This window comes from uncultured Salegentibacter sp., assembly GCF_963972535.1.
Classification (GTDB): Bacteria; Bacteroidota; Bacteroidia; order Flavobacteriales; family Flavobacteriaceae; genus Salegentibacter.
The window spans coordinates 1-13,309 of sequence record NZ_CAXAVR010000075.1; the positions used below are offsets into that span (position 1 = coordinate 1).

General features: G+C 36.7%; 13 protein-coding genes. 3 read left to right on the forward strand and 10 right to left on the reverse strand.

What is annotated here, in order from left to right; all coding sequences use genetic code 11:
- On the reverse strand, positions 1-1,466 hold a 1,466-nt coding region (gene argS / locus AACZ30_RS09660; RefSeq protein ID WP_339649061.1), incomplete at its 3' end, for an arginine--tRNA ligase.
- Between the two features lie 181 nt (positions 1,467-1,647).
- On the opposite strand from argS, the gene AACZ30_RS09665 reads away from it, so the two are divergent.
- Complete coding sequence (locus AACZ30_RS09665; RefSeq protein ID WP_339649062.1) at positions 1,648-2,073, forward strand: hypothetical protein; 426 nt, start codon at positions 1,648-1,650, stop codon at positions 2,071-2,073.
- Between the two features lie 6 nt (positions 2,074-2,079).
- Here AACZ30_RS09665 and AACZ30_RS09670 read toward each other — a convergent pair whose 3' ends face one another.
- Complete coding sequence (locus tag AACZ30_RS09670) at positions 2,080-2,283, reverse strand: hypothetical protein (RefSeq protein WP_339649064.1); 204 nt, start codon at positions 2,281-2,283, stop codon at positions 2,080-2,082.
- Positions 2,284-2,352: 69 nt separating this feature from the next.
- Between AACZ30_RS09670 and AACZ30_RS09675 the strand changes: the two genes are divergently transcribed.
- Together AACZ30_RS09675 and AACZ30_RS09680 are read left to right on the forward strand one after the other, a co-directional pair.
- A complete protein-coding gene (locus tag AACZ30_RS09675) occupies positions 2,353-3,798 on the forward strand; it encodes an SDR family oxidoreductase (RefSeq protein ID WP_339649066.1) in 1,446 nt (481 codons plus the stop codon).
- Between the two features lie 72 nt (positions 3,799-3,870).
- Positions 3,871-5,361: a BCCT family transporter gene (locus AACZ30_RS09680; protein WP_339649067.1), complete on the forward strand. Its 1,491-nt coding sequence runs from the start codon at positions 3,871-3,873 to the stop codon at positions 5,359-5,361.
- Positions 5,362-5,483: 122 nt separating this feature from the next.
- Here the strand turns inward: AACZ30_RS09680 and AACZ30_RS09685 are convergent, their stop codons facing one another.
- The 8 genes from AACZ30_RS09685 to AACZ30_RS09720 all read right to left on the reverse strand — a co-directional run.
- Entirely contained in the window at positions 5,484-6,410 is a 927-nt protein-coding gene (locus AACZ30_RS09685) for an arginine deiminase-related protein (RefSeq protein ID WP_339649068.1), read from the reverse strand.
- Between the two features lie 4 nt (positions 6,411-6,414).
- Entirely contained in the window at positions 6,415-7,326 is a 912-nt protein-coding gene (locus AACZ30_RS09690; RefSeq protein WP_339649069.1) for an arginine deiminase family protein, read from the reverse strand.
- Positions 7,327-7,409: 83 nt separating this feature from the next.
- Positions 7,410-8,693 (reverse strand): citrate synthase, encoded by a 1,284-nt coding sequence (locus tag AACZ30_RS09695; protein ID WP_339649070.1) that lies wholly within the window; start codon positions 8,691-8,693, stop codon positions 7,410-7,412.
- 200 nt (positions 8,694-8,893) lie between these two features.
- Positions 8,894-10,180, reverse strand: coding sequence for a phosphopyruvate hydratase (gene eno, locus AACZ30_RS09700; RefSeq protein WP_208222896.1), 1,287 nt, complete (start codon positions 10,178-10,180; stop codon positions 8,894-8,896).
- A gap of 348 nt (positions 10,181-10,528) precedes the next feature.
- Positions 10,529-11,065 (reverse strand): hypothetical protein, encoded by a 537-nt coding sequence (locus tag AACZ30_RS09705; RefSeq protein ID WP_339649072.1) that lies wholly within the window; start codon positions 11,063-11,065, stop codon positions 10,529-10,531.
- A gap of 114 nt (positions 11,066-11,179) precedes the next feature.
- Positions 11,180-12,292 carry a glutamine-hydrolyzing carbamoyl-phosphate synthase small subunit gene (gene carA, locus AACZ30_RS09710; protein WP_339649073.1) on the reverse strand — a complete coding sequence of 371 codons (1,113 nt, stop codon included), beginning with the start codon at positions 12,290-12,292 and terminating at the stop codon, positions 11,180-11,182.
- Between the two features lie 167 nt (positions 12,293-12,459).
- The gene (gene rplQ, locus AACZ30_RS09715; RefSeq protein WP_075324935.1) at positions 12,460-12,969 is read right to left on the reverse strand and encodes a 50S ribosomal protein L17; all 510 of its coding nucleotides are present in this window, start codon (positions 12,967-12,969) and stop codon (positions 12,460-12,462) included.
- A gap of 69 nt (positions 12,970-13,038) precedes the next feature.
- Positions 13,039-13,309, reverse strand: a 271-nt coding sequence (locus AACZ30_RS09720) for a DNA-directed RNA polymerase subunit alpha C-terminal domain-containing protein (protein WP_339649074.1), incomplete at its 5' end; no start/stop codon positions are given.

A 13,309-nucleotide genomic window follows, 5' to 3' on the forward strand; every position in this document is an offset into this window, starting at 1 on the left:
CTGATTATAGATTGAATTCTCGCGTAAGTATATTGAATAAACGGACCGGTATTCCCCTGGAAATCTACAGATTCTTCAGGATTAAATAAAATTCGTTTTTTAGGATCTACTTTTAAAATATAATATTTCAAAGCTCCCAACCCAATCATTCTGTAGAGCTCTTCTTTTTCAACTTCGGTATAACCGTCTAATTTCCCTAGTTCTTCAGAAATATTTCTGGCAGTTTCGGTCATTTCAGCAATAAGATCATCGGCATCAACAACGGTTCCTTCCCTACTTTTCATTTTTCCGCTAGGCAAATCCACCATTCCGTAGCTTAAATGATACAGGTAATCTGCCCAGTCGAAACCGAGTTTCTTCAGAATTAAAAATAGCACTTTAAAGTGGTAATCCTGTTCGTTACCTACGGTATAAACCATCCCGCTAATATCAAAATCCTTTACCCGCTGAATAGCAGTACCAATATCCTGCGTCATATAAACAGCGGTACCATCGCTTCGTAAAACGATTTTTTCATCCAGGCCTTCATCGGTGAGATCTATCCAAACACTACCGTCTTCTTTTTTATAGAAAACACCTTTTTCGAGTCCCTGGTTCACTACATCTTTACCTAAAAGATAAGTATCACTTTCGTAATAATTTTTATCGAAATCTACACCTAAAGCATCGTAGGTTTTCTCAAAACCATCATACACCCATTGATTCATTTTCTCCCAAAGCGCAACCACTTCAGGATCGCCGGCTTCCCATTTTAGCAACATTTGCTTGGCTTCCACTAAAATTGGAGCTTCAGCTTTTGCGGCTTCTTCAGAAATTCCTTTGGTCTCCATTAATTCGGAAATTTCCTTTTTGTATTCCTGGTCAAACTTTACATAGTAATTCCCTACCAGTTTATCTCCTTTTATGCCAGCAGATTGTGGAGTTTCTCCATTTCCGAAACGTTCCCAGGCCAACATAGATTTACAAATATGAATCCCACGATCGTTGATGATCTGGGTTTTATAAGCTTTATTTCCGGCAGCACTTAAAATTTCGGCAACAGAAAATCCTAAAAGAATATTTCTAATATGCCCTAAATGCAATGGTTTATTGGTATTTGGCGAAGAATATTCAACCATAATTCCTTTAGCATCTTCAGCAGCGGGAAGTATCCCAAAATCTTTTCTATCTTTCATTTCACTGAAAAAATCGAGAAAATAGGCATCGCTTAAAACAATGTTCAAAAAGCCTTTAACCACATTAAATCCGGAAACTTCAGCAACATTTTCAGTTAAATAATTTCCAATTTCCTCACCCAATTTCACAGGATTGGTTTTGAGCGTTTTCAGCATTGGGAAAGTCACCAAAGTGATATCTCCTTCAAAATCCTTACGCGTAGGCTGAAATTCTAAATTATCAATTTCAACATCATAGAGCTTTTTAACAGCATCTTTTACGTGGGTAGCAAGGGTACTTTGGAGTTTCATTTTTTACTTTTATTTGTTGTTTTAAGCCCTGCAAAGATAACAGAAAATAGGCTTTTGCCTATAATTTACTCGATAATCGAGATTAAATGCACCGAGACCTGTCTCGAAATTGTAAATTATTTTTTCTTAATACTTCATGAGCATGTCCCGAAGTAATTTACTTATCTTTAAACAAAAAGCTATGTTATTAAATATCTCTTATAACCGCAGTAAAACCAAAGAGAAAATTGATAAGGAAGTTGGCAAGCCTTTTACGCTGCTTGCGCGAATGAAATTAAACGGCACAGGATCGCCAAAACTGCATATTACCGATACCAGTATTGATATTCACAATCTCCTGGTGCTGGATAATAATACCAATACCTGTAATGTTGAAATGCGGCCCAACGGAATTATCGTGATGTTTAGGTCTTTACTGGAAACCTACGCGCTGGTTATTCCTTATTATAAACTTCATCTTTATAAGGGCAAAGCTGAAGAATATTCTATTTATAGGGATCATTCTAAAATTAAGGTAAAGGCCGATACACCTGCAATACATAAATATTTTAAAAAGATTTTGGATTATAAAGCCGATAACGCACTTACCCAAATAGGTGATCTTTAGGTTTGTTTAGCGTTTCCCAAAAGCGAGGCCACCTATAAGAGCCAAAACACCAAAACCTATCATAGCGTAAGATTGCGTATTATCGCCGTGAGCTTCAATTTGAAGAGGTCCGGCATCAAGAGCGAATTCTGGTGTAATTAACCGGTATAACCCATAAGCAATCATTCCAACACCAATTACTAAAAGCACTATTTTCAGGACGTTATTCATTTTATAAAGTTTTACTAATCAAAATGAAAAGTACTAATTTAATTGGTACTTTAAGCTTAAAATCTTTCTATGAGAATTCTTCTAACGGGTGCGAACGGTTATATTGGGATGCGTATGCTCCCCGAACTTCTTGAAAAAGGGCACGAAGTAATTTGTGCGGTTAGAAATAAAAACCGCTTTACCTCTAACGAAGAATTACTGGAAAAAGTAGAGATCGTAGAACTGGATTTTTTAAAAGATGAAGAAGCTCCTGAAAAAATAAAAAATATTGATGTAGCTTATTATCTTATTCATTCTATGAGTGGTTCTACAGATAATTTTGACACCCAGGAATCCCAGGCCGCAGAAAATTTTAATAAAATTATGGCTGGCACCTCGGTGAAGCAGGTAATTTATTTAAGCGGAATTATAAACGAAGAAGAACTATCCAAACATTTAAAATCAAGAAAAAAAGTAGAAGAAATTCTTTATAAAGGAGATTTTAATCTTACCGTTTTACGGGCAGCAATTATTGTAGGTTCAGGTAGCTCTTCGTTTGAAATTATAAGAGATTTATGTGAAAAATTACCGGTAATGATCACCCCAAGCTGGGTAGATACTAAATGCCAGCCAATTTCTATTCGGGATATTATTAAATTTCTAACCGGCGTTATTGGAAAAGAAGAATGCTATAATAAATCTTTTGATGCTGGTGGTCCAGATGTGCTCACTTACAAGGAAATGATGTTGAAATATGCCGAAGTGAGAAAACTTAAATTATGGATTTTAAGTGTTCCGGTAATATCTCCAAAACTATCGTCCTACTGGCTTTATTTTGTAACCTCAACCTCTTACAAACTTGCACAAAACCTGGTAGATAGTATGCGGGTTGAAGTAATTACCAACGACACTCGTTTACAGGAAATACTCAATATTGAACCCATTTCTTATACCGAAGCTATTGAACTGGCCTTCTATAAAATTGAACAAAACCAGGTTATTTCCAGTTGGAAAGACTCGTTAAGCAGCGGCCGTTTTCGTAAAGAATTAAATAAATACATACAGGTACCAAAATATGGATGTCTCCAGGATAAACAAGCCGCCAAAGTGGAAAATCCCGAAGAAGTGCTGGAACGCATTTGGGCTATTGGCGGACTAAATGGTTGGTATTACGGAAACTGGTTATGGAAATTTCGTGGTTATATAGATAAGCTTTTTGGCGGAGTTGGTTTACGCCGCGGAAGAACACACCCTAATAAAATTGCCTCAGGCGATTCTTTAGATTTTTGGCGTGTACTTTTAGCCGATAAAGAGGAAAAAAGACTCTTACTTTTTGCCGAAATGAAAGTTCCCGGCGAGGCCTGGTTAGAGTTTTGTATTGACAAAGAAAACGTACTTCATCAAACCGCCACATTTAGACCTAAAGGTATTTGGGGCCGATTATATTGGTATGCTATGTATCCCTTTCACTATTTTATTTTTGAAGGAATGCTGAATAAAATTGCCAAAGGCGAACCCAAAAAACAAATAGCCTGATTCTTTCTGAAATGTTTAAATTTGAAAAACTGCCTGTTGAAGAATTAATTATAACCTGAAAAGCAATAAATTTTGAAGCAACTTTTTCAAGCTTTTCTAAGAAATCCACTACTTTATATCGCTTCTGGGATTCTGTTTTTTCTTGCGCTTTTTATCTTTTTCTTTACTGAATTTTTCTATGAATTAATAGAAACCGGTTCGCTTTGGGTGCGGGAGTATTTCGGTAGATTTTATCTATGGCTGGGATTGTTGTGCGTATTCTTCCTCATTTTTATCGCTTTTTCAAGGTTTGGAAAAATAAGATTAGGAAATTCCCCGCCGGAATTTGACCGACTATCCTGGATTGCCATGTTATATAGTGCAGGAATGGGCGCCGGTATTTTACTAAGAGCAGTACAGGAACCGGTGTTTATGTTTTTAAATTCGCCTATAGAAACGAGTTCTTCTTCTCAAGTAATCGCTTTAGAATATACATTCTATCAATGGGGTTTTACTGCCTGGGCGTTTTATGGAATTTTCGCATTACTCATCGCCTACGCTCTTTTTGTAAGAAAATCTGATATTCTTTTAGGCAGCAGCTTACCCCAGCTTAAAACGATAAATTATTTGCCGCAAGGTATAAACCTACTCACTATTCTAACTACGGTTTTTGGCCTGGTAGCTGCAATTGGTTTAGGAACCACTCAAATTGAAGGTGGCATTAGTCATCTTACTTCAACACCCGCCGGAACCTTATCGATTACAATTCTGCTGGTTTTTATAGTTTGTCTCCTGGCCTTTATTTCGGCTTTCGCCGGAATTAAAAAAGGGATAAAACGAATTTCAAACTGGAATATTTATGTAACCGTTATTTTAATGTTTTTCGTGTTTTTCCAGGTTGATATATTAAATGTTTTCAGTCAGTTTTTTGAATCATTTTACAGCTACATTATAGATTTTGTTCCCCTAAGTTTAGCACTGGGAAAATATAATCCAGGAAAAGATTTTCTAACCGACTGGACTTATTATTATTGGGCGTTTTGGCTAGCCTGGGCACCTTTCACCGGGATTTTTATTGCCAGAATTTCAAAAGGTAGAAGTATCAGAGAAATGATTTTGGGAGTTTTGCTAATTCCTTCTCTGGGAAGTTTTTTCTGGTTTAGCGTCTTTGGTTCTGTTTCTTTTGATCTTATTGAAAATATGGATTCTTACAGCGGTGAATTTGATAATGTATTTACTTCTTTATTTCGTTTTTTCGAAGCCTTTCCGTTATCAGATTTTACGAATATCGTGACGATAATTTTACTGGTTAGTTTTTTGGTAACCTCTGTAGATTCGGCTATTTATGTATTGAGTATGTTTAGCGATAAAGGAAAAGAACACCCGAGGAAAAAATTCCGGTTAATCTGGGCGGTTTTGATCCTTCTTTTTTCAGAAGCAATTATTCTGCTGGGAAATATAAAACCTAATAGCGATGTACTCACCGCCATGCAGAAGTTTTTAATCATAAGTTCCCTGCCCTTTGCTTTTTTTACCGCCGGGATAATGGTCTTGTTTTTAAGGGAGTTATTTAAGAAGCATTAGGTTCTTAGCTTCGTCAAGCTGAACTTGGTTCAGCTTCTAACATTTTTGTATTTTCAACATCTTAGATCTCCGAATAAATTTCGGAGCAGGCTCTGAAACAAGTTCAGGATGACGATTAAAAACTAAGCTTTCGGTAAAAAAACTTCAGCCATCATACAACGAGCGCTGCCGCCACCGCAGGTTTCAATCACATCAAGATCACTGCTTAAAATTTCGCAATGCTTTTCAATCTTGCTAATTTGATCTGGATTAAGACTTTTATGAGCACGAGCACTCATTACCAGGTATTTTTTATCAAATGTACCCTGAACCTGTAACATATTTCCTGCAAATTCGTGCATTTGAGCTTCAGTAATTGTAATTACTTCCTTGCCGTCATTTTTTAAATGTTTCAGTACATTTTTACGCTCTTTAGCATCGTCTATGGTATCCAGGCAAATTACCGCAAAGTTTTCTGCCAGGCACATCATTACATTAGTGTGATAAATAGCCTTTCTTTTACCTCCAACACTTTGATTGGCGTTGAATATCACGGGTGTAAATTCAAAATCTTCGCAAAATTCAATTAGAAGATCTTCATCGGCCCGGGGTGATAGAGCACAATAAGCTTTTTGGTTTTGTCTATCTAACAAAAGGCTACCGGTACCTTCAAGGAACAAATCGTGTTCTTCAGCCGAAGTGTAATCTACTAGTTGGGTAATCTTAAAACCGTTTTCTTCCAATTTCGCAAAATACTCCATTCGGCGCTCTTTCCTCCGGTTTTCAGCAAACATAGGGTATAGAGCGATGTGTCCATTTTCGTGAAAAGAAACCCAGTTATTAGGAAAAATAGAATCTGGTGTATCATCTTCCTGCTTATCGTCTACCACAATTACATTTACTCCAACTTTTTTAAGTTTTGAAGCAAATTCATCAAATTCTGCCTGGGCACGTTCATTTACATTATCGGCAGTAAGATCTTTTTGAAAATAGTTGTTTACCGCGGTTTGCTCGTTCATTCTAAACGCCACCGGGCGCACCATTAAAATTGTATCTGTAATTTGTCTCATAATTCTATTCTCTAATTAACGGTAAAGTTGAACAACGCAAAAGCCCTTCCTGCTTAGAAATTTCAGCATAAGGCACTTCTTCTACAGTAATGCCCTGCTCTCTTAACCAGGCATTTAATCTTGTAAAATTCTTTTCTGAAATCACGACATCTTCATCAATAGAAAATATATTAGAATTCATATAATACATTTCATCGCGGGAAATTTCAAAAACATTCTCCTTTCCGAAGAGATTTACTAACCAGTTATATTCATCTTCCTCGAGAAAACCATTTCTATGAATTATAGCCTTGCCTTTACCTACAGGCTGAAAACAGCAATCTAAATGCAAAGCATTATCACGAGGTTCTGTATTTGACTTCCTTAAGTTGAAAGAAACCACTTTTTTATGCGGAAATAACTCCTGCAAAGCTTCTACCGCCTGCACATTGGTTCGCGCCGTGATATAATCTTTATAATCTGCACCACGGTAAGTTCCTACCAAAATGTAATCACCTAAAGGCATAACATCGCCACCTTCTATATGCGCTTCTTCGGGCAACTGGAGTATTTTTGAAGGATCTATTTGCTGAATCACGTGGCTAATAGCTTCAATTTCCTGTTCTCTATCAGGTAAAATATTAGATTTTATAAATTTATCTTCTATTACAAAAGCGATATCCCGGGTAAAAATCTGGTTATAATCTTTTATGACTTTTGGTCTAAAAACCTGCACTTTGTACTTCTCCAGTATTTTGGCAACGGCTTCCATTTCCTCTATCATATCCTCCTCTTCGGGGTAGGAACCCATCCTGATGAATTCGGCTGATTTTGGATCGTATGCTTCTTCTAAAGAAGGTACTGGCCCATTGCTTTCTGCTGTACCTAAAACCACCGCCTTAAGACGGGAAGTTTCATTATTCACATTTAATTTCACAAGTCAAATTTTCACCAAATATAGAAAAAGCTTCATACGATGATGAAGCTTTTTCCGAATTTATTAATATATGTAAGATATTCTTATCTTTTCTCAACCTCTTTAAATTCACGCAGGTTTGCACCGGTGTAAATTTGGCGTGGACGGCCAATTGGTTCTTTCATTAACCTCATTTCTCTCCACTGCGCAATCCATCCCGGAAGTCTACCAAGTGCAAACATTACAGTAAACATTTCTACCGGAATTCCCAATGCACGGTAAATAATTCCTGAATAGAAATCTACGTTTGGATATAATTTTCTATCTACAAAATATTGATCTTCTAAAGCTTCTTTTTCAAGACCTTTGGCGATATCTAAAACAGGATCGTCTACACCCAGTTGGGCAAGAACTTCATCGGCAGATTTCTTGATAATCTTAGCTCGAGGATCAAAGTTTTTATAAACACGGTGACCAAAGCCCATTAGACGGAAAGGATCTTCCTTGTCTTTAGCTTTTGCCATAAATTTCTTGGTATCGCCACCATCTTCTTTAATTCTTTCCAGCATTTCTATCACCGCCTGGTTTGCACCACCGTGAAGTGGCCCCCAAAGGGCAGAAATTCCTGCTGAAATTGAAGCAAAAAGCCCTGCGTGAGAAGAACCTACCATTCTTACCGTAGAGGTAGAACAGTTTTGTTCATGATCTGCGTGCAGAATCAATAATTTATCTAAAGCATCAATAACCTCTTTGTCTACTTTGTAACTCTTTCCAGGTTTTTCGAACATCATTTTATGAAGGTTCTCCACATACCCAAGAGAGTCGTCACCGTAATTTAGCGGAAGACTATTTTTCTTTCTAAGTGTCCAGGCCGCAAGAACCGGGAATTTACCAAGAATTTTTACTATAGCCTTATACATATCTTCTTCAGAATCTACATTTACTGAAGAAGGGTTAAATGCAATAAGAGCACTGGTTAAAGATGAAAGAACGCCCATTGGGTGAGCCGATTTTGGAAAACCATCAAGGATCTTCTTCATCTCTTCATCTACCGTAGACTCCTCTTTAATATCAGCATAAAACTTATCTAATTGGGTTTTTGTTGGTAATTCCCCAAAAATAAGAAGGTAAGCTACTTCAAGAAAATCTGCTTTTTCTGCCAGGGCTTCTATAGAGTAGCCGCGGTATCTTAAAATACCTTCTTCGCCGTTAAGAAAAGTAATGGCACTCTCACAACTTCCTGTATTTTTATAACCACGATCCAGGGTAATAACACCTGCTTCAGTTCGCAGTTTCTTAATATCTATTCCCAGTTCGTTTTCAGTTCCTTCTACAACGGGAAATTCGTATTTTTTCCCATCTATTTCAATCGTCGCAACTTTTGACATATCTTAATTTTATATACTTGATTCAACTATTTTTTCGAGAGTTGCTAATTTAAGAAATCTACTGTTAATTTTGCGTTAAGCAGCGATAAGATTTTCACTGAAACACGGGATTTTGAAAGGTTTTTTGCTGAATTATCTCAAAAAAAAATCCCTTTTGAAATTTCTTCAAAAGGGATTTGATTTTTATTAGAATCCTGTAATTAGATTTTAAAAGCTTTACGCTTCGGGAAATAGGCTACTTCACCCAATTCTTCTTCAATTCTAATTAACTGGTTGTATTTTGCCATACGGTCACTTCTTGAAGCTGAACCGGTCTTAATTTGGCCGGTATTTAAAGCTACAGCAAGATCGGCAATAGTATTATCTTCCGTCTCTCCAGAACGGTGTGACATTACTGAAGTAAAGCCGGCGTTGTGCGCCATATTTACTGCTGCAATAGTTTCAGTTAAGGTACCAATTTGGTTTACTTTAATAAGGATTGAATTTGCAATTCCTTCTTCAATTCCTCTAGAAAGTCTTTCTACGTTAGTTACAAAAAGATCATCACCAACCAACTGAACTTTATCTCCAATCTTATCGGTTAAGGCTTTCCAACCATCCCAGTCGTTTTCATCCATTCCATCTTCAATAGAAATAATAGGATATTTAGAAGAAAGTTCGGCAAGGTATTCTGCCTGTTCTTCGCTAGATCTTATTTTTCCGCCTTCACCTTCAAATTTCTTATAATCGTATTTTCCATTTTCATAGAATTCGGCTGCGGCACAATCCAGAGCGATCATCACTTCGTCGCCACCTTTGTAACCCGCATTTTCTATTGCCTTAAGAATAGTATCTAAAGCATCTTCTGTCCCGTCTAAAGTTGGAGCAAATCCACCTTCATCACCAACAGCAGTACTTAAACCACGATCGTGTAGCACTTTTTTAAGATGGTGGAAGATCTCAGTTCCCATTTTTAGAGCGTGAGAAAAGCTTTCGGCTTTTACAGGCATAATCATAAATTCCTGAAAAGCGATTGGCGCATCACTATGTGAACCACCATTAATAATATTCATCATTGGTACCGGAAGCGTATTGGCACTAACACCGCCAATGTAACGGTACAACGGTAAACCAAGTTCGTTAGCCGCAGCTTTGGCCACAGCAAGCGAAACACCTAAAATTGCATTCGCACCAAGTTTCGCTTTATTTGGCGTTCCATCTATTTCAATCATCGCCTTATCAATTAGGTTTTGTTCAAAAACAGAATAACCCAATAATTCTTCAGCAATTACATCATTTACATTTTCTACGGCTTTGGTTACCCCTTTGCCCATATAATCATCGCCACCATCACGAAGTTCTACAGCTTCGTGCTCCCCGGTAGAAGCTCCAGAAGGCACTGCTGCTCTTCCTAAAATTCCATTCTCGGTTAAAACATCTACTTCTACGGTTGGATTTCCTCTTGAGTCAAAAATCTGACGGGCGTGAATATTTATTATTACACTCATAATCTTTTTTAATTAGTTAATTGATTTGAATGCAAGATACAAATTGAAGCCTAAAAAATCGAGGGAAACAGGTAGTTTTAAAGCATTTATAACATTATGGAAACACGAAATGGTTTTCTAAAAGAAAGTGTTTAAAAGAATCTCAGGAAATAGTAAGATTTTTTATGAATTTACCGAAAACCGAAATAGAATAGCATTTTTATAAAATTCAGAATATTTTAAATGCTGAAATTATTTAAAAACATAATTTTAGTCATTTTCTGAAGCAAAAGGATTGTAATAAAATCTAAATCCCAAACCTATGGTAGAAGTTGAAGCTGACTGCATAAATGCATCTTCTGCTGAAAATTAGTTTGAAAGAAGCCATCCAAGTCTAATTCCTATGATTGGTGAAAAATATGAATCACCCAATTCATCAAAACCATATCCAGCTCCTAAATTTAGGTCTAATTTAAAACCGCTGCCATAGAAACGCTGCAAACCCCAAACCGGTCCTAAAACTCCAAAATAATCTGCAGCATATTCAATATTCCCAATAATTGGTTTTCCCGATTGGAGGTTACCACTTAGTGCTATATAATTGGCGCTATTATTTTTTACTGTTTTATTCTTTTCTATTCTATTTTTAAAATTATAATAATAACGATATTGAGCAGAAAAGACCGGGAAAACACCAAAAAAATCTCCCGATGAACCGGTACGAAAAGCAATACCTGAGCCCGCTCTTAAATCAATCGTAGTAGAATTTGTAAGGCCGTATTCGTATTCTAAACCAGGTGTTAAGATGTTTATTGACAAAAGTCCGTCTTCAACCGAAGCCTGGTCTTGTGCATTAATGAATAGAAATGAGAAAAGACAAAAGCTGAGTAGTAATAATTTTTTCATTGATGAATTTTTGATGATTTTAAGGTCGCAATTTAGAATAAATTCACTTTTCAGAAAAGAATAGCCCAAAATCTTTAAATTTTGGGCTTTTTCTTCAAATTTTATAAAATATATTTAAGCTTTCTCTCTCTTTATTCGATCCATAAATTCATCAAATAAATAGCTGGCATCGTGCGGCCCAGGACTTGCTTCCGGATGATATTGTACCGAAAAACAGTTTTTATTTTTCATCGCGATTCCACCAACAGTATCGTCGTTTAAGCAAATATGAGTGATTTCAACTTCTTTATTTGCTGCAGTTTCTGCTTTATCTACCGAGAAACCGTGGTTTTGAGAAGTGATTTCTCCTTTTCCGGTTTTAAGATTTTTCACAGGATGGTTTATTCCGCGGTGACCGTGATGCATCTTATAGGTTTTTATACCATTGGCAATTGCAATAATTTGGTGACCCAAACAAATTCCAAACAGCGGATGATCTTTTTCTATAATGGTCTTTGTAAGGTTGATAGCGCTATTTAAAGGCGCAGGATCTCCGGGACCATTAGAAAGAAAATAACCATCAGGATTCCATTCACTCATTTCTTCGTAGGTAGCGTTGTATGGAAAAACTTTTACATACACATCCCGTTGATCAAAATTGCGAAGAATATTCTTTTTAATACCTACATCTAAGGCGGCTATTTTGTAAGTCGCATTTTCATTTCCGAAGTAATACGGTTCTTTGGTAGAAACCTTAGAAGCTAGTTCCAAACCATTCATATCTGGTACCTCGGCAAGCTCTTTTTTAAGACCTTCAATATTATCTACATCGGTAGAAATAATAGCATTCATTGCGCCATTTTCCCGAATATAAGTTACCAGGGCCCGAGTATCTACATCTGAAATTGCGAAAAGATTACTGTCGTCTAAAAACTCCTGCAGGGAAGAATCGGCGGCCGGGCGGGAATGGGTGTAACTGAAGTTCTTACAGATAAGTCCGGAAATCTTAGCTTTATCAGATTCACTTTCTTCGGCTAAAGTTCCATAATTCCCAATGTGGGCATTGGTGGTAACCATAAGCTGGCCATAATAAGAAGGATCTGTAAAGATTTCCTGGTAACCTGTCATACCGGTGTTAAAACAAACTTCACCAACGGCCTTACCATCTTTGTCTCCAACAGCCTTACCGTGAAAGATAGTACCGTCTTCCAGTAGGATAATCGCTTTTTTTCGGGTTTGATATTTCATTTTGCTTTATTTGTTGTGTTGCTGGGGTTTCCGCAGCTACGGAAATTTTTTTTTACTCTTTAGATTTCCGCCTTCGCGGAAATGACTATTTCACTTTAATATATAAAAAAAGGATAAACCCTGAGAGTTTATCCTTTTTAAAAATTAGAACTTTAAAAGATTCATTTCTATTCCTCTTTTTTGTCTTCTTTATTTTCTGAAGATTTCTCTTCTGTTTTTCCTTCTGCCTTTGGAGCATTTGGAGTAGCTTCAGTAGATTTCTTTCTACCCGCTCTACGTGTAGATTTCTTCTTCTCTGTTTTACCAAGTTTATAAGTTTCGTTGTAATCAACTAACTCGATAAGGGCCATATCGGCATTATCTCCAAGACGGTTACCTAATTTAATTACCCTTGTGTATCCACCCGGGCGGTCACCAACTTTAGGAGCTACCTCACGAAACAATTCGGCTACAGCTTCTTTTTGACGAAGTTTACTGAATACCAATCTACGATTGTGAGTAGTATCTTCTTTAGACTTAGTTACCAAAGGCTCTACAAAAACTTTTAAAGCTTTTGCTTTAGCTACGGTGGTATTGATTCTCTTGTGCTCTATAAGAGAGCAGGCCATATTGGCTAGCATAGACTTCCTGTGAGCGGTCTTTCTACCTAAATGGTTTGTTTTCTTTCCGTGTCTCATTGTTTTGTTCTTAATTCATTTTCCCAAAGCGCGATCTTTTGCCGGCTTTTATGGAAAACTACTTATATATTAGTCCTTATCTAATTTGTATTTTGAAAGGTCCATACCAAAGTTAAGTCCTTTGTTACTTACCAGTTCTTCAAGCTCTGTCAAAGATTTCTTTCCGAAGTTTCTAAACTTCATCAAGTCGTTTTTATTGTAAGAAACAAGGTCTCCTAAAGTATCAACTTCAGCCGCTTTTAAGCAATTTAAAGCTCTTACTGAAAGATCCATATCTACCAACTTAGTTTTAAGCAACTGTCTCATGTGAAGGGATTCTTCATCATAAGTTTCAGTTTGT